This window comes from Burkholderia sp. A2 (assembly GCF_001729305.1).
In the GTDB taxonomy this organism is placed as follows: Bacteria; Pseudomonadota; Gammaproteobacteria; order Burkholderiales; family Burkholderiaceae; genus Burkholderia; species Burkholderia sola.
The window spans coordinates 64,089-79,579 of record NZ_LZXX01000082.1 but is presented as its reverse complement, the minus strand read 5'-3'; the positions used below and the strand labels follow the sequence as shown (position 1 = coordinate 79,579).

Annotated in this window: 15 protein-coding genes and 1 pseudogene; 7 read left to right on the top strand and 9 right to left on the bottom strand. The window is 67.1% G+C overall.

Features of this window, described 5'->3' with window-relative positions; translation table 11 throughout:
* Positions 1–403 precede the first annotated feature (403 nt).
* Entirely contained in the window at positions 404–2,008 is a 1,605-nt protein-coding gene (locus A9Z05_RS07540) for an EAL domain-containing protein (RefSeq protein ID WP_069617609.1), read from the top strand.
* Between the two features lie 18 nt (positions 2,009–2,026).
* On the opposite strand, the gene A9Z05_RS07535 is transcribed toward A9Z05_RS07540, so the two are convergent.
* Positions 2,027–2,398 (bottom strand): SH3 domain-containing protein, encoded by a 372-nt coding sequence (locus tag A9Z05_RS07535; protein ID WP_069617608.1) that lies wholly within the window; start codon positions 2,396–2,398, stop codon positions 2,027–2,029.
* A 237-nt stretch (positions 2,399–2,635) separates the two neighbouring features.
* Between A9Z05_RS07535 and kdgT the strand changes: the two genes are divergently transcribed.
* The 5 genes and pseudogenes from kdgT to A9Z05_RS07510 all read left to right on the top strand — a co-directional run bounded on the left by kdgT (position 2,636) and on the right by A9Z05_RS07510 (position 7,992).
* Positions 2,636–3,655, top strand: a complete 1,020-nt coding sequence (kdgT, locus tag A9Z05_RS07530) for a 2-keto-3-deoxygluconate transporter (protein ID WP_069617547.1) — start codon at positions 2,636–2,638, stop codon at positions 3,653–3,655.
* A gap of 138 nt (positions 3,656–3,793) precedes the next feature.
* Positions 3,794–4,090, top strand: coding sequence for a hypothetical protein (locus tag A9Z05_RS07525; RefSeq protein ID WP_069617546.1), 297 nt, complete (start codon positions 3,794–3,796; stop codon positions 4,088–4,090).
* Positions 4,091–4,169: 79 nt separating this feature from the next.
* Positions 4,170–6,554, top strand: coding sequence for a DNA polymerase II (locus A9Z05_RS07520; RefSeq protein WP_069617545.1), 2,385 nt, complete (start codon positions 4,170–4,172; stop codon positions 6,552–6,554).
* Positions 6,555–6,612: 58 nt separating this feature from the next.
* A pseudogene (locus A9Z05_RS07515) lies at positions 6,613–6,762 on the top strand (DUF4148 domain-containing protein); the annotation flags it as partial.
* Positions 6,763–6,870: 108 nt separating this feature from the next.
* Positions 6,871–7,992, top strand: a complete 1,122-nt coding sequence (locus A9Z05_RS07510; protein WP_069617543.1) for a J domain-containing protein — start codon at positions 6,871–6,873, stop codon at positions 7,990–7,992.
* Between the two features lie 15 nt (positions 7,993–8,007).
* Here A9Z05_RS07510 and A9Z05_RS07505 read toward each other — a convergent pair whose 3' ends face one another.
* The 6 genes from A9Z05_RS07505 to A9Z05_RS07480 all read right to left on the bottom strand — a co-directional run bounded on the left by A9Z05_RS07505 (position 8,008) and on the right by A9Z05_RS07480 (position 13,613).
* Entirely contained in the window at positions 8,008–8,913 is a 906-nt protein-coding gene (locus A9Z05_RS07505; protein WP_069617542.1) for a LysR family transcriptional regulator, read from the bottom strand.
* 79 nt (positions 8,914–8,992) lie between these two features.
* The gene (locus A9Z05_RS07500) at positions 8,993–10,237 is read right to left on the bottom strand and encodes an acyl-CoA dehydrogenase family protein (protein ID WP_069617541.1); all 1,245 of its coding nucleotides are present in this window, start codon (positions 10,235–10,237) and stop codon (positions 8,993–8,995) included.
* Between the two features lie 40 nt (positions 10,238–10,277).
* Positions 10,278–11,036: an SDR family NAD(P)-dependent oxidoreductase gene (locus tag A9Z05_RS07495; protein ID WP_069617540.1), complete on the bottom strand. Its 759-nt coding sequence runs from the start codon at positions 11,034–11,036 to the stop codon at positions 10,278–10,280.
* Between the two features lie 7 nt (positions 11,037–11,043).
* Positions 11,044–11,808 (bottom strand): SDR family oxidoreductase, encoded by a 765-nt coding sequence (locus tag A9Z05_RS07490; RefSeq protein ID WP_069617607.1) that lies wholly within the window; start codon positions 11,806–11,808, stop codon positions 11,044–11,046.
* A gap of 79 nt (positions 11,809–11,887) precedes the next feature.
* Positions 11,888–12,919: a phosphotransferase gene (locus A9Z05_RS07485; protein WP_069617539.1), complete on the bottom strand. Its 1,032-nt coding sequence runs from the start codon at positions 12,917–12,919 to the stop codon at positions 11,888–11,890.
* Between the two features lie 19 nt (positions 12,920–12,938).
* Complete coding sequence (locus A9Z05_RS07480) at positions 12,939–13,613, bottom strand: histidine phosphatase family protein (RefSeq protein WP_069617538.1); 675 nt, start codon at positions 13,611–13,613, stop codon at positions 12,939–12,941.
* Between the two features lie 199 nt (positions 13,614–13,812).
* On the opposite strand from A9Z05_RS07480, the gene A9Z05_RS07475 reads away from it, so the two are divergent.
* A complete protein-coding gene (locus A9Z05_RS07475; RefSeq protein WP_006483086.1) occupies positions 13,813–13,968 on the top strand; it encodes a DUF3309 family protein in 156 nt (51 codons plus the stop codon).
* 108 nt (positions 13,969–14,076) lie between these two features.
* Here A9Z05_RS07475 and A9Z05_RS07470 read toward each other — a convergent pair whose 3' ends face one another.
* The gene (locus tag A9Z05_RS07470; RefSeq protein WP_069617537.1) at positions 14,077–14,454 is read right to left on the bottom strand and encodes a BON domain-containing protein; all 378 of its coding nucleotides are present in this window, start codon (positions 14,452–14,454) and stop codon (positions 14,077–14,079) included.
* Between the two features lie 49 nt (positions 14,455–14,503).
* Positions 14,504–15,487 (bottom strand): LysR family transcriptional regulator, encoded by a 984-nt coding sequence (locus tag A9Z05_RS07465; RefSeq protein WP_069617536.1) that lies wholly within the window; start codon positions 15,485–15,487, stop codon positions 14,504–14,506.
* Positions 15,488–15,491: the final 4 nt, after the last annotated feature.

The window sequence follows — 15,491 nt, the reverse complement described above, 5'->3', positions numbered from 1 at the left end:
ATGGCGGCAAACTGCCGACCACGGCGCCCTATTGAAATGTTTCCTTTCGAGACACAATCCCGAAACGGCATCAATTTTTAGACAACAATATTACGTAATGGCGCGCCGCATCTTATACTTGCCGCGCACCATCCTCGTGCCAAGAGACGGTGTCTTTTGTCCCGGCTGCACGCACCGTGTGGCCGGGGCTTTTTTCGGTACGTTGCGTCGATATACATGCCGAATGCGCGCATGTTATTGAGGAATGCTGCCAGATGAATGGCTGATCGCGACTGGCCGAGCGGATGCCATCGCGACGGTCGACTCGGCCGGCGTCCCGAAACCGGCGCGCAAGCCGCATGGTCCGAATCAGGCATGCGGCATGCACGCCGTCGGCGCACCGACTGGTTCGACTTGCCACGCCATGCGTACAACACCAAAGGCAACCACGGGATTGCGGGCGCTCCCGCCCGGCTCGACACATCTTTTCCACCGCGGCGGCGCTTGGCCGCGCGTCGTCCTTTTCGCCGCCGTGATCATTTGCGTACTCGTGCCCGCGTTCGCGATCGTGCTAGCCGACCGCTACGCACGCGATACCGTCACCGCGCATGAGCGCGCCGTGGCCAACGACATCGTGGCTTCCGTGGACCGCATCCTGGACGGCGTGCGCCTCCGACACGCGGACGAGCTGACCGCGCTCGTCGGAAAGCCGTGTGCGACGGTGTTCCGGACGCTGGCCGAAGTGAGCACTCGCCTGCGCTATCTGCGTGCGGTCGCGCTGGTGAACGACGGCCGCGTCATGTGCTCGTCGGCGCTCGGTTCGATCGACGTGCCGCTCATCAAGTATGCGCGCGAGCCCGAACCGGGATCGATGACCGTCACGCTGCTGCGCCAGACGGCGTTCCAGCACGGCATTCCGGTGCTGTACGCGTTCCGCGCCACTGCGCGCGGCGCGGGCGTCCTGTACCTGATCGAAGGCGACTACGTGGCCGACGCGCTCGCCCTCGGCACCGCCAACGGGGCGGAAACGGCGACGCTGTCGATCGCGGGGTCGGGCCGCCTCGATCAGCACGGGAGGTTCGCGCCGGACACGGACGCAGGCCCCACGGGCGGCAGCACGATTGCGTCGCAGCGCTGGCCGTTCACGGTGTCGGTCGTCGCATCGGCGCGCTACGCGTCACAGGTCCAGCGCCACGACCGGCTGATCTGCGCGACGATCGTCCTGCTGGCCGACAGCCTCGTGATGGCCGCCTACCTGCTCGCGATGGCGCCGCGGCGGCTGTTGCTGAAGGCCGTGCGCCACGCGCTCAGACGCAACGAGTTCCATGTCGTGTACCAGCCGATCGTCGACGTGCAGACGCGCAGGACGGTCGGCGTCGAGGCGCTGCTGCGCTGGCACCATCCGAAGTGGGGGGCCATCAGCCCGGCCGTGTTCATCCCGCAGGTGGAATCGAGCACGCTGCTGCCGAAGGTCACCGAATTCGTGCTGCGCACGGCGGTGTCCGAGCTGACCGCGCTGACGCCGTCCGCGCCGCTGCGCATCGCCGTGAACGTGGCGCCGCAGGATCTCGAGCGCACGCGGTTCGTGGCCGTCGTCGAGGAAACGATCCGCGCGCTGCCGCCCGGCTTCACGCTGGTGCTCGAAGTCACCGAGCGCATCCTGCTCGAGAAGAACGCGCGCACCACCGAGATCTTCCAGGCGCTGCGATCCAAAGGCGCGAAGTTCGCGATCGACGATTTCGGCACGCATCACAGCAATCTCGACATGCTGTCGCGCTTCCCTTTCGACTACGTGAAGATCGATCGACAGTTCGTCTCGCAGCTGGACAGCGGCAGCGCGCAGCTCATCGAGGGGATCGCGGCCGTCGCGCATCACTACGGCATGAAGATCATCGCGGAAGGCGTGGAGACGGAAGCCCAGCATCGCGCGCTGCATGCGGTCGGGATCCAGTACGCGCAGGGATACCTGTACCAGCGGCCGCTGCGCGCAGAGAACCTGAGGCGCGATGTCGCATCGGCGCCGATGTAGCCGCCACGCCGGCGGCGACTACTGCGCGCCGTATTGACCGCCGAGGCGCACGCGCCCCTGCTCGACCCATCCTTCGAAGTCGTCGCCAGTCTTGCCGTTCACGTACATGATGTTGTACCAGCGCCCGTGCGACTTGTAGACGGTCACCGAATCGCCGGGGACGATGAAGGTCCGCTTCGTCACGCACTGCGCGTCGGGCGCCGAATGGAAATACGCGCGCCCCGCGCCGATGACCGTGCCGAACGCCGGCGGCCGGAAGTTGTCGTCGGGGCCGCTCGTGGCTGCGTCGAGCTTCCCGCAATCGACCGCGCTGTTTGCGTATGCACCGTTCGCACCCAGGCTCGCGCCGAGCGCCAGCATCGCGATGCCCATGCGCATCGTCATTTTCATCTTCATCGTTCGCCCTCTACGCCTTATCGTTTTTTCGGTTTGCCGGTTCGGGGCCGGCGCACGCGCAATCCTGCGCGACCGTCGTCACTTCGACTCGTCGCTACGGTGCCGACTGCTTGGGGATGATACGACTACCGTCGAAACGCATAAAAACCGGCCACCGTTCCGAATCCTGTCCTATAGTCAGTCAGCAGACATCATTCGACAACGGGACGCATCGACGTCCACGGAGGAGACGTGAAGCTGAAACAGGCTATCGACCGCATTCCGGGCGGCCTCATGCTGGTCCCGATGCTGCTGGGCGCGTGCGTGCACACGTTCGCACCGAATGCCGGGAAGTACTTCGGCTCGTTCACCAACGGCCTGATCGCGGGCACGGTGCCGATCCTCGCCGTCTGGTTCTTCTGCATGGGCGCGACGATCGACCTGCGCGCAACAGGCGTCGTGCTGCGCAAATCGGGCACGCTGCTCGCGACGAAAATCGTGGTCGCGTGGCTCGCGACGGTGATCGCCGCACGATTCATCCCCGACGACGGTATCCGCACGGGCCTGTTCGCGGGCCTGTCGCTGCTCGCGATCACGACGTCGATGGACATGACCAACGGCGGCCTCTACGCGGCCGTGATGCAGCAGTACGGCACCAAGGAAGAAGCCGGTGCGTTCGTATTGATGTCGATCGAATCGGGGCCGCTCGTCAGCATGCTGATTCTCGGCGCGGCCGGTGTCGCGGTGTTCGAGACACGGCTTTTCGTCGGCGCGGTGCTGCCGTTCCTGATCGGCTTCACGCTCGGCAATCTCGACGTGGCGCTGCGCGAATTGTTCGGGCGCTGCGTCCACCCGCTGATTCCGTTCTTCGGCTTCGCGCTCGGCAACGGCATCGATCTCAACGTGATCGCGAAGAGCGGGCTGCCGGGCATCGCGCTCGGGCTCGCGGTGATCGTCGTAACCGGTGTGCCGTTGATTCTCGCCGACAAGTTCGTGGGCGGCGGCAACGGGACGGCCGGGCTGGCCGCGTCGTCGACGGCCGGGGCCGCGGTCGCGAACCCGGCGATCATCGGCGAGATGATTCCGAAGTTCAAGCCGATGGTGCCGGCGGCGACGGCGATCGTCGCGACCGCGTGCCTCGTGACGGCGATTCTCGTGCCGATTCTCACGGCGATGTGGGCGAAGCGGGCGGCCAGGGCGTCAGGGGTGCCGGCGAGGGTCGCGGCACGCGCGGGGCATGGCGGGGCGATCGAGCATGAGGGGCATGTTTGAGAGGTGCCGGCTCGGGTCCGGCCTCAGGCACCGAACAGCCCGGCATCCGCCGGCCATGACGCTGCAAACGCTCACCTTCCCATAGGCTCCGGAATCGGGCTCACGTTGCCCAAGCCGACGTTTTCCGCAGCGCTTTCCATGCCCACCGCCATCCTGCTGCGTACAAGCCATTCGCACCTCTACCAAGGCAGCATCGTGACGCTCGACCGCGATGCACCTCGCACCGCAAAGCCGCATCCCTCCATCATCGAATTCGCGGATGGCTCCGGCGCCACCGCGACACTGTCCCGCGTCGGTGACGATGCCCTCGAACTCGCGGTAGACGAATACGTCACGCAGAAGCGCCACGCGATCGTCGCGCGCCGCTGGTTGCTGCGGCCAATCGATGCGGCCCGCATCGGATGGCGCATCACGCGCCCGCTTCCTGCCACCTGATGCCACCGGCCCGCCGCCGGCGCGAAGCGCTTCCAGGCGCTAAAATCCGCCCCCTGGGCATCCACCACGAGCAAGCGTTTTGACGGCGTTCGAGCAGGGCTTCATCCTTACCCGCCACTGGCGGGATACCGCATCCGGCATCGAGATCGAGTTCTGGCTGGCCACCGAACACGGTCCGCGCCGCGTGCGGTTGCGCCCGCAGGAAGCCGTCGCGTTCATCCCGGCCGAACAGCAGGCGCTCGCTGAACGGACGCTGGCCGACGAGCGCGAAGCCGAGTTGCGCCCACTCACACTGCGCGACTTCCGGCAGCGCCCGGTCGTCGGCCTCTATTGCAAGCGCTACCGCCATCTGTCCGGGCTGCAAAAGCGGCTCGCCGCAGCCGGCGTCGACGTCTACGAAGCCGACGTGCAGCCACCCGACCGCTACGCGATGGAGCGCTTCATCACCGCCTGCGTCCAGTTTCGCGGCCAGCCCGGCCGCGACGGCACGCTCACGGCCGGCGAGCTGAAGCCCGCAACCGGTTACCGCCCCGTGCTGCGCTGCGTGTCGCTCGACATCGAAACCAGCGTCCACGGCGAGCTGTACTCGATCGCGCTCGAAGGCTGCGGGCAGCGCCAGGTCTACATGCTCGGCCCGCCGAACGGCGACGAAAGCGGCAGCGCAAGCGCGCTGGACTTCAACCTCGACTACTGCGACAGCCGGGCCACGATGCTGGCGCGACTCAACGACTGGTTCAACGAACACGACCCCGACGCGGTGATCGGCTGGAACCTCGTGCAGTTCGACCTGCGCATCCTGCATGCGCACGCGGAGCAATACGGCATCCCGCTGAAGCTCGGGCGCGGCGGCAGCGTGCTCGACTGGCGTGCGCACGGCCAGCAGCCCGACCACTTCTTCGCCGGCGCGGCCGGCCGGCTGATCCTCGACGGCATCGACATGCTGAAATCCGCGACGTGGACCTTCCCGTCCTTCAGCCTCGAATACGTGTCGCAGTCGCTGCTCGGCGAAGGCAAGTCGATCGACAATCCGTACCAGCGAATGGACGAGATCCAGCGCCGCTTCGATCACGACAAGCCCGCGCTCGCGCGCTACAACCTGAAGGACTGCGAACTCGTCACGCGCATCTTCGACAAGGCCGACCTGCTGTCCTTCGCGCTGGAACGCGCGAGCGTCACGGGCCTCGCGGCCGATCGCACCGGCGGCTCGGTCGCGGCGTTCACGCACCTGTACCTGCCGCGCATGCACCGGCTCGGCTATGTCGCGCCTAACCTCGGCGACGTGACGGGGCAGAACAGCCCCGGCGGCTTCGTGATGGATTCGCGCCCCGGGCTGTACGACTCGGTGCTCGTGTTCGACTACAAGAGCCTCTATCCGTCGATCATCCGCACGTTCCTGATCGATCCGGTCGGCCTGATCGAAGGGCTCGCGCATCCCGGCGACGACGCGTCGGTGCCCGGTTTTCTCGGCGCGCGTTTCTCGCGCACCGCGCACTGCCTGCCCGACATCGTGCGTCGCGTGTCGGAAGGCCGCGACGAAGCGAAACGGCAGCGCAACGCGCCGCTGTCGCAGGCGCTGAAGATCATCATGAATTCGTTTTACGGCGTGCTCGGCTCGACGGGCTGCCGCTTCTTCGACCCGCGCCTCGCGTCGTCGATCACGATGCGCGGCCACGAGATCATGCACCGCACGCGCCAACTGATCGAAGATCAGGGTTACGAAGTGATTTACGGCGATACCGATTCGACGTTCGTGTGGCTCGGCCGCGCGCATGACGATGACGACGCCGGCGCCAAGGGCCGCGCGCTCGTCGAGCACGTGAACCGCTGGTGGCAAGCCCATCTGCGCGAACGGTTCGGGCTCGACAGCGCGCTGGAGCTGCAATACGAGCGGCATTACCGCCGCTTCCTGATGCCGACCGTGCGCGGCGCGGAAGAAGGCAGCAAGAAGCGGTACGCCGGCCTCGCGGCGACGGCCGACGGCGGCGAGGACCTCGTGTTCAAAGGGCTCGAAACGGTGCGCACCGACTGGACACCGCTCGCGCAGCAATTCCAGCGCGAGTTGTACCGGCGCGTGTTCAGCCGCGAACCGTACCAGGATTTCATTCGCGACTACGTGCGGCGCACGCTGGCCGGCGAATTCGACGATCAACTCGTCTACCGCAAGCGCGTGCGCCGGCCGCTGCGCGAATACGAGCGCAACGTGCCGCCGCACGTGCGCGCGGCGCGGATCGCCGACGAGTTCAATCAGGCGCAGGGCCGGCCGCTGCAGTATCAGCGCGGCGGCTGGATCAGCTACGTGATGACGACGGCCGGCCCCGAGCCGCTGGAGACGATGCGCTCGCCGATCGACTATGCGTTCTACCTGAGCCGCCAGCTTCAGCCGGTCGCCGATGCGATCCTGCCGTTTCTGCGCGATGATTTCGAACGCGTGATCTCCGGGCAGGGGCAGTTGTTCGGCGACTGACGGACCGCACTCCAGCTTGCCCCGGTTGTGCCTGCAACCGATTTCCTTCAGGCAGCGCAACAGCTATCCGGACGACATCGTCGCCGCGCAGGAACGCCTGGCCGCGAAGCGCCTCGCCGAACAGAGGAATGCCGAAGCGGCCGACGGGCCGAACGGCTCCCCGGGCGCGGATTCCAGCGCGCCGGCCGTGTCCGCCGTGAAGCGCTGACGCGCCGCCGATCGCCGTGGGGACGCGCCCTCATTCCGCGCCGCCCCGCAGGCATGCGGCTAAAATACGGCCTGCCGCGCGTCCCGCCGCGGCCGGAGGACATTCATCATGACCGCACGTCGCGGTGCCGCGGTCGCCATCGCACCCGGCCACGAGACAGCCAGCCTGTCGAAAGCCCAGCAAACGTTCAATACGCTCGTCAAGCAGATCGAAAAGCGCCGCGAGCGGCTCGGCGCGTGGGAAGCCGTGATGCCGGCGTTCCAGAAGAAGTTCGTCGACGGCCTGTTGCCGCTCGAACAGGAAGCGACGGCGCTGCGCATCCGGCTGATCCATCTGCTCGACGACGCGTTCCTGCAGAAGGGCCTGAGCAAGGCCGAGCAGCGCACGCTGTCGGACCTGATCGCCGAGATGGCGGGTGATGTGCTGAACGTCAGCGACGACGCGGCGCTGAAGGTTATTTACAACCGGCATGCCGCGTCCCCCGATGGCGGCGCTGCAGCGGCCGCTCCTGAAACGGCCAAGCCGGAGCAGGAACCCGACGCCGAACAGCCGGAAAATCTCGACGCTCTGTCGCCCGACGAGCTTGCCGAGCGCATGCAGGCCGAACTCGACGCCCAGTTCGAGCGCGACATGGCCGCCCACGCGGCCCGCGAGGCGCAGCGCGCGAAGCGCAAGAAAGCACCGAAGCAATCGGCCGCCCAGGCCAGGATCGAAGCCGAGCAGGCCGAATCGAACAAATCGATCCGCGAGATCTATCGCAAGCTCGCCAGCGCGCTGCATCCCGATCGCGAAACCGACCCGCAGGAACAGCAGCGCAAGACCGTGCTGATGCAGCGGGTCAACCGCGCCTACGAGAAGGGCAACCTGCTGCACCTGCTCGAACTCCAGCTGGAGATCGAGCAGATCGACCGGCGTGCGATCGACGGCCTCGGCGAAGCGCGGCTCACGCGCTACAACGGCATCCTCGAGGAACAGCTGCGCGAACTCGATCAGGAGATCGTGCACGTCGAGAACGACTTCCGGCGCACGTACGGGATCGCATCGTCCACCAAGGTCGCGCCCGATACCGTGCTGCGCATGCTGGCGCGCGACATCGCCGGCACGCAGCGGAGCAACCAGGACCTGAGCGTCGCGCTGCGCGAGTTCGAGGACCCGGATCAGGTCAGGCGCTGGCTGAAGGACATGAAGCGCCGGCCGGCGTCGTCTCGCTTCGACGACGATTCGTATTGAGCGGGCGCGCTCACGTCACCGCCCCTGCCCCACCCCGCCCATCAACGCCATCAACTGCTCGCGCAGCCACCGGCTGCCCTGATCCTGGTCGGCGCTGCGATGCCAGTAGCAGAAGTAGTCGAGTCCCGGCATCTCGAACGGCAGTTCGAGAATACGCGCCGGATAGCGCTGCAGCAGCCGCAGCGGCGCCGTCAGCGCGAGATCGCCGCGCATCGCGATCAGCGGCGCGACCATGTAGTGCTGCACGCGCATCTGGATGTTGCGGCGCAGCCCGAGCCGCGTCAGTTCCGCGTCGACGTGCCCGCTGCCCTTGCGGCGGCTCGATACGTGGATGTGGCCCATCGACAGGTAGTCGTCCATGGTCAGCGTGTCGCCCTTGAACGGATGATCGTCGCGGATCATGCACGCGTAGCGGTCCTGCACGAGCAGCGCCTGGTGCAGATGCGGATCGCCGATCAGCGGCGCGTCGATCGCGATGTCGACCGAGCCGTTCGCGAGCGCGGTCGCGACCTCGCGGCGGTCCATCGTGTAGCTGCGCACGTGCATGCCGGGCGCATGCGTCTGCAGCAGTTCGCCGAGCGCCGGCAGCAGCAGCGCCTCGGTCAGGTCGCTCATGCTCAGCCGGAATACGCGCTCGGACGAAGCCGGATCGAACACGTCGCCTTCGTGCGCGCTCGAATCGAGCAATTGCAGCGCCTCACGCACGCGGCCGACGATGTTCTCGGCCATCGGCGTCGGCATCATCCCGGCCGGCGTGCTGACGAACAGCGGATCGTTCAGCGTCTTGCGCAGCCGCGCCAGCGCGTTGCTGACGGCCGGCTGCGTGAGGTTCAGCACCTCGGCCGCGCGCGTCAGGTTGCGCTTGTTGTAAATCGCCTCGAATACGACGAACAGGTTCAGATCAATCTTCGAAAGGCGCATCGCCGGATCTCCTTGCCGGCATCTTAATACGGCGTGCGCCTCCCGTTCGCCCACGTCGCTCTCCCGCGCGGCGCCCCGCTCAGCCGCGCGGCGGCGGCGTCAGGTACCGCGCGGTCGAACCGGGTTCGCCGTCCTTGATCTCCATCCGCGCGATCGCCTGCAGGTGCACCTCGTCCGGGCCGTCGGCGAAGCGCAGCGCACGGCCCCAGGTCCACAGGTCGGCCAGCGGCGTATCGGGACTCAGCCCGGCCGCGCCGAATACCTGCATCGCGCGATCGCACACGTCCGTATAGACGGTCGGCACGAGCGCCTTGATCATCGAGATCTCCTTGCGCGCGGCCTTCGCGCCGACCTTGTCGATCATCCACGCGGCCTTCAGCACCAGCAGGCGCGCCTGGTCGATCTCGATGCGCGAGCGCGCGATCCATTCGCCGACGGTGCCGTGCCGGTTCAGCGGCTTGCCGAACGCGACGCGCGACTGCGCGCGGTCGACCATCAGCTCCAGCGCCAGCTCGGCCGCGCCGATCGACCGCATGCAGTGGTGGATGCGGCCCGGCCCGAGGCGCGCCTGCGCGAGCGCGAAGCCGCTGCCTTCCTCGCCGAGCAGGTTGCGCGCCGGCACGCGCACGTTGTCGAACGTGATCTCGCAGTGCCCTTCCGGCGCGTAGTGATTGACCACCGTGATGTTGCGCACGACCGTCACGCCCGGCGTGTCGCGCGGCACGAGGATCATGCTCTGCTGCTGGTGCGATTCGGCCTCGGGATCGGTCTTGCCCATCACGATGAAGATCTTGCAGTTCGGATGCGCGGCGTTCGTGATGAACCACTTGCGGCCGTTGATCACGTACTCGTCGCCCGCGCGCTCGATGCGCGTCGTGATGTTGGTCGCATCCGACGACGCGACGTCGGGCTCCGTCATCGCGAACGCCGAGCGGATTTCGCCGCGCAGCAGCGGCAGCAGCCACCGTTCGCGCTGCTCGGGCGTCGCGAACATGTGCAGCAGTTCCATGTTGCCGGTGTCCGGCGCGTTGCAGTTGAACACTTCCGACGCCCAGCTCACGCGCCCCATGATTTCGGCGAGCGGCGCGTATTCGAGGTTCGTCAGCCCCGTGCCCGGCTCGTCGTCCTTCAGGTGCGGCAGGAACAGGTTCCACAGCCCCTCCGCTTTCGCGCGCTCCTTCAGTTCCTCCATGAACGACACCGGATACTTGCCCGCGTGCACCTCTTCGTTCCACTGGCGGATGCGCGGCACGATGTGCGCATCCATGAATGCGCTCACGCGTTCGCGCAGTGCTTCCACTTTCGGGGTGTAGCCAAAGTCCATGATCGACTCCTCGAGATTTTCGCGTTTCCGTTCGTTCGGTTCAGAAGGCCGAGACGCCGCCGTCGACGGCGACGGCCTGCCCGGTCAGATAAGTGTTGTCCTTCGCGCACAGCATCAGCATCGTCGCGACGATTTCGGCGGGGCGGCCGAGCCGCTTCATCGGCGAGCCCTGCGCCAGAAAATCCTGGCGCTCGCCGAGCTCGCTGTCGGTGACCATCGGCGTCGTGCTGTAGAACGGGCACACCGCGTTCACGCGGATGCCGTGGCGCGCGTATTCGAGCGCGGCCGTCTTCGTGAGCCCGACCACCGCATGTTTCGACGCCGCATACGCGGCCAGCTTCGGCGCGCCGCCGAGCCCGGCCATCGAAGCGACGTTCAGGATCACGCCTTCGCGCTGCGCGAGCATCTGGCGGATCTGGTGCTTCATCCCGAAGAACACGCCCTTCGCGTTCACAGCGAAGCTCAGGTCGAGATCGGCTTCGTCGGTGTCGATCAGCGCCTTCATCGGCGGCGCGATGCCCGCGTTGTTGATGCCGACGTCGAGCCGCCCGAAGCGCGCGACGGCTTCCTGCACCAGCGTGGCGACGTCCGTTTCGACGCGCACGTCGCAGTGCTGCGCGACGACGTCGGCGCCGGCCGCGCGCAGCGGCGCGGCCACGCGTTCGAGCGCGTCGCCGCTCAGGTCGCCGAGCGCGAGCCGCGCGCCCATCGCGGCGAGCTCGCTCGCGAGCAGCGCGCCGAAGCCGCTCGCGGCGCCGGTGATCATCACGACCTGGCCGGCGTAGCTGTCGAGTTTCATCGCGCGCTCAGATCGTCAGGCCGCCGTCGACGACGATGCATTCGCCGTTCGTGTAGCTCGCCGCGTCCGACACGAGATACAGCACGGTGCCGGCCATTTCGCGCGGCTCCGCGTGACGGCGCAGCGGGATCTTCGTCATCCACGCTTCGTAGATGTCCTTGTCGGCGAACAGCGCGCCTGCGAACTTCGTCTTCGTGAGGCCCGGCAGCAGTGCGTTCACGCGGATGCCGAACGGCCCGCATTCCTTCGCGAACGCCTTCGTCATGTTGACGACGGCCGCCTTCGTGATCGAGTAGATGCCCTGCCGCTCGCCCGGTTGCAGCGCATTCACCGACGCCGTGTTGACGATCGCGCCGCCGCCGTGCGTCTTCATCAGCTTGCCGGCCTCGACCGACATGAAGAAGTAGCCGCGGATGTTCACGTCGACGGTCTTGTCGTACGCGGCGAGATCGGTATCGAGGATGTGCCCGAAATACGGGTTCGCGGCCGCGTTGTTCACGAGGATGTCGAGGCGGCCGTGCTTGCCGCGAATGTGCTCGAACGTCGCGGCGATGTCCTCCAGCCGCCCGACGTGGCACGCCAGCGCCTCGGCGCGGCCGCCCGCCGCGACGATTGCGTCCGCAACCGCCTGGCAGTCGTCGAGCTTGCGGCTCGACACGATCACGTGCGCACCCTGCTCGGCGAGCAGTTTCGCGATTTCCTCGCCGATGCCGCGGCTCGCGCCCGTCACCAATGCGATCTTGCCCGTCAGGTCGAACAGGTTCGTTGCCATGTTGCTGTGCTCCTCCATGGATTGTGTGGTCGTGCCGCCGCGTGATGGCCGTGGCGATTCGTGGCAATTCGCGGCGAGGTCAGCGATGCGCGTCGATCACGCCGACGGCCAGTTCGGCCAGCCGGCCGGCCATTTCGCCGACGCGCAGCGCCTGCTCGCTCGATGCGTTGCCCTGCAGCGCGCGTGCCTTCACGCCCTGCGCGATCGCCGCGAGCCGGAAGAAACTGAATGCGAGGTAAAAGTGCCAGTCGCGGATCGGCGCGATCCCGCGCAATTCGCAGTAGCGCGCGACGATCGCCGCTTCGTCCGGAATACCGAGTGCGGCACGATCCTGGCCCGCGAGCCCGCGCACCTGCCCGCCCGACGGCAGCCGCAGGCACATGCAGAAATACGCGAGATCGGCGAGCGGGTTGCCGAGCGTCGACAGTTCCCAGTCGAGCACGGCCTGCACGCGATAGCCGTCGCGCGCGAACATCAGGTTGTCGATCCGGAAGTCGCCATGCACGAGCGCCGGCCGGCCCGTGTCCTCGGGGCACGCCTTCGGCAACCAGTCGATCAGCGTTTCCATCGCGTCGAGGCGCCCGGTTTCGGCCGCGCGATACTGCTTCGTCCACACGCCGATCTGCCGCTCGAAGTAGTTGCCCGGGCGGCCGTAGTCGGCGAGGCCCACCGCGTCGACATCGACATCGTGCAGCGCGGCCATCGTTTGCAGCAGCGCGTCGTAGCAAGTCGCGCGATCGGCCTTCGGCAGTTCCGGCAGCGCGGGATCCCAGAAGATCCGGCCGTCCTCGAAGCTCATCACGTAGAACAGGCTGCCGATCACGTCGCGGTCCTCGCACAGGTGATACGGGTGCGCGACCGGCACCGCGGTGCCCGACAGCGCGGCGAGCACGCGGAATTCGCGGTCGACCGCGTGCGCGGATTTCAGCAGCTCGCCCGGCGGCTGGCGGCGCAGCACGTAGCGGCCGCTCTTCGCATTCAGCAGGAAAGTCGGATTCGACTGGCCGCCGGCAAACTTCTCCGTGTCGAGCGGGCCTTCGAAGCCCGGGACGTGCGTTTCCAGATAGCGCGTGAGGCGGGCTACGTCGAGTTGCTGGGAAGGGTTCGTCATCGTCGCGATCGTTCGTGGGTCAGCCGTAGGTTCGCAGCGCGTGTCGTTCGGGATCCTCCAGATGCGGGATGCCGTTGAACGACGCGAGGTGGAACGCGTCGGCGTTGAAGAAAAACTGCGAAAGACTGCTGTTGCGGATCTGCAGGTTCAGCGCGATCGCGCTCGACGGCGGCGCCGCGAGCACCTGCTGCACGGTGACCGCGATCGGGCCGCCGGAACTCACCGCGAGTACGCGCTGGCCGCCGCCTGCGCGGATCGCCGCGCGCGCGTCGGCCACGCGCTGCTGGAAATGGGCCCACGTTTCGGGGGCCGCATCGCCGAGCTTGTCCTCGGCCCACAGCTGGAGCACCTGACGGAGCGCGCGGAAATGATCCTTCATCGACCCGGCCGCGAGGCGCGCGATCTCCGGGTAGTCGCTGGCGGCTGCCGCGAACAATCCGTGGAAATCGTATTCGTTCAGGCCCGGATGGCGGTCGACCTCGACGCCTTCGCGGCCCATCCCGCGCAGGATCGCGGCGACCGTCTGCGCATGGCGGTTCATCGTGCCGCAGATCACGCGGTCGAACGTCAGGCCCTGCCGTGCGAAGTATTCGCCCAGCCACACGCCTTGCCGGTCGCCGGCCGCGGACAGCCGGTCGTAGTCGTCGGTACCGAACGACGCCTGCCCGTGCCGTACCAGAAAGAGTTCAGCCATTGCGCTCGCCTGAGGAAAACCGAAGGCCCAGCATAGCGACCGGGTGCGCATTTTTGAAATTTATTTTCTGAATCCATCGGTATTCATCGCATGAATTATGCGGATCCAGACGATGCGCTTGCGCCGGTTTTCATCGTGCCGTCGCGGCACGCGAATTGCGACAGCGCACACCGTGTCGAATAAATTCTGGAGGGATGCGATGCTCGGTACGATCCTCATCATCGTTCTGATTCTGCTGCTCATCGGAGCATTTCCTGCATGGCCGCACAGCCGAAGCTGGGGTTACTGGCCATCGGGGACCGTCGGGCTGATCGTCGTCATTGTCGTGATACTGGTGCTGCTGGGTCGCATCTGACGCCGCGCCACCGGCGACACGGGTGCGCGCCTTCCCGGACCTTCGACGTGGATTCTTTACACGACGAGACCCGCAAAGACATGCACCCGATGCCGTCAACCCTGCCCGTTACTGGCCGCCTTCCAGGCGTAACTGGAGCTTGCTCTTCACCGACGTCACGCCCGATACCTGGCGAGCCGCGTCCACCGCGGCCCGATCCTGCGACGCGTCGGCGATCTGCCCGGCCAGTGTCACATCGCCCGTCTTCGCCTTCGCGAACACGGTGATCTGCGCATTACCCACGCCGGGCGCCCTGACGACCGCCTGGCGAACCTTCTTCGCGAACGCGCGGTCGGCCGCGCGTTCGGCCTTCTTCGCCGCGCGCGGCGACGCGGCGGCCGACGGCGCCTGCTCGGCGGACGCAGCGGACGCGGCGGACTGCGCGTGACCGGCCAACGGCGCCAGCGCAACGAAACCTGCAACGACGATTGCAAAACGGGACTTCATCGGATTCTCCTCGACAGGAACAAATAGGGACGACGGATGGGCCCGGCCGTCAGGCCGTGACATCGGACACCGCGCGGGCACGCTCGCGGCCGTGCGGCGCCGCGAGCGCGTCGAGCGCGCGCGCGTCGGCTTTCAGCGCGGGCGACAGCGCCGCGCGCAGATGATCGACAAAGGTGCGGACCTTCGCGTCCAGAAAGCGGCGCGATGCATACATCGCGTACACGTCGAGCATCGTCAACCGGTAGTCCGGCAGCACGCGCACGAGCCGCCCGCTGCGCAGGTCGTCGATCGCCGAATAGATCGCGAGCGAGCCGATGCCCAGCCCCGCGCGCAGCGCGATCGACAGCGCCTCGGGCGCATTCGCGTGGAACGGCGCGGCCGTTACCGCATGCGATGCAGTCTGGCCGCCAGGGTCGTGCAGCAGCCATTCGTCGTTCGCTTCCGCCGGCGTATCGAGGCGCAGGCAGATATGGCGCGCCAGGTCGGCGGGCCCGGACGGCGCGCCGTAGCGGGCGAGGTATGCCGGCGACGCGACCAGCACGCTGAAGGACGTGCCGCACGGATGCGCGATGCAGGCGGAGTCGGGCAAGCTCGCGGCCGTGACGACCGATACGTCGTAGCCCTCCTCGACGAGATTGGGCATCCGCTGCGAGTAGGTCATCTCGATCGCGACTTCGGGAAAGCGCGCCTGATAGGCGACCGCCAACGCGGTCACGTGACTCTGTCCGAGCCCCGGCATCGTATGCACGCGCAGGCGTCCGTACGGGCAGACCAGCGCGTTCCGCGCCTCTGCATTCGCCTGGTCGACATCGCCGAGGATCGATTGCAGGCGCTCGAAATAGCGGCGCCCGCTGTCGGTCAGCGCGATCTTCCGTGTGGTCCGGTTCAACAGACGAATCTGCGCATACGCCTCCAGGCTCGCGACGGCCCGCGACACCTGTGCGGTCGCCACATCGGTCTGCTTCGCGACGGCGGTGAAGCTGCCGGCCTGCACGACGCGCACGAACGTCCGCATGTTCTCGAGCATGTCCATTTCG

Coding starts and splice junctions, on each gene's coding strand:
- A9Z05_RS07465 (WP_069617536.1), bottom strand. CDS start 15,487: ATGGACATGCTCGAGAACATGCGGACGTTCGTGCGCGTCGTGCAGGCC.
- A9Z05_RS07510 (WP_069617543.1), top strand. CDS start 6,871: ATGACCGCACGTCGCGGTGCCGCGGTCGCCATCGCACCCGGCCACGAG.
- A9Z05_RS07525 (WP_069617546.1), top strand. CDS start 3,794: ATGCCCACCGCCATCCTGCTGCGTACAAGCCATTCGCACCTCTACCAA.
- A9Z05_RS07535 (WP_069617608.1), bottom strand. CDS start 2,398: ATGAAAATGACGATGCGCATGGGCATCGCGATGCTGGCGCTCGGCGCG.
- A9Z05_RS07475 (WP_006483086.1), top strand. CDS start 13,813: ATGCTCGGTACGATCCTCATCATCGTTCTGATTCTGCTGCTCATCGGA.
- A9Z05_RS07505 (WP_069617542.1), bottom strand. CDS start 8,913: ATGCGCCTTTCGAAGATTGATCTGAACCTGTTCGTCGTATTCGAGGCG.
- A9Z05_RS07490 (WP_069617607.1), bottom strand. CDS start 11,808: ATGGCAACGAACCTGTTCGACCTGACGGGCAAGATCGCATTGGTGACG.
- A9Z05_RS07485 (WP_069617539.1), bottom strand. CDS start 12,919: ATGACGAACCCTTCCCAGCAACTCGACGTAGCCCGCCTCACGCGCTAT.
- A9Z05_RS07500 (WP_069617541.1), bottom strand. CDS start 10,237: ATGGACTTTGGCTACACCCCGAAAGTGGAAGCACTGCGCGAACGCGTG.
- A9Z05_RS07540 (WP_069617609.1), top strand. CDS start 404: ATGCGTACAACACCAAAGGCAACCACGGGATTGCGGGCGCTCCCGCCC.
- A9Z05_RS07470 (WP_069617537.1), bottom strand. CDS start 14,454: ATGAAGTCCCGTTTTGCAATCGTCGTTGCAGGTTTCGTTGCGCTGGCG.
- A9Z05_RS07480 (WP_069617538.1), bottom strand. CDS start 13,613: ATGGCTGAACTCTTTCTGGTACGGCACGGGCAGGCGTCGTTCGGTACC.
- A9Z05_RS07495 (WP_069617540.1), bottom strand. CDS start 11,036: ATGAAACTCGACAGCTACGCCGGCCAGGTCGTGATGATCACCGGCGCC.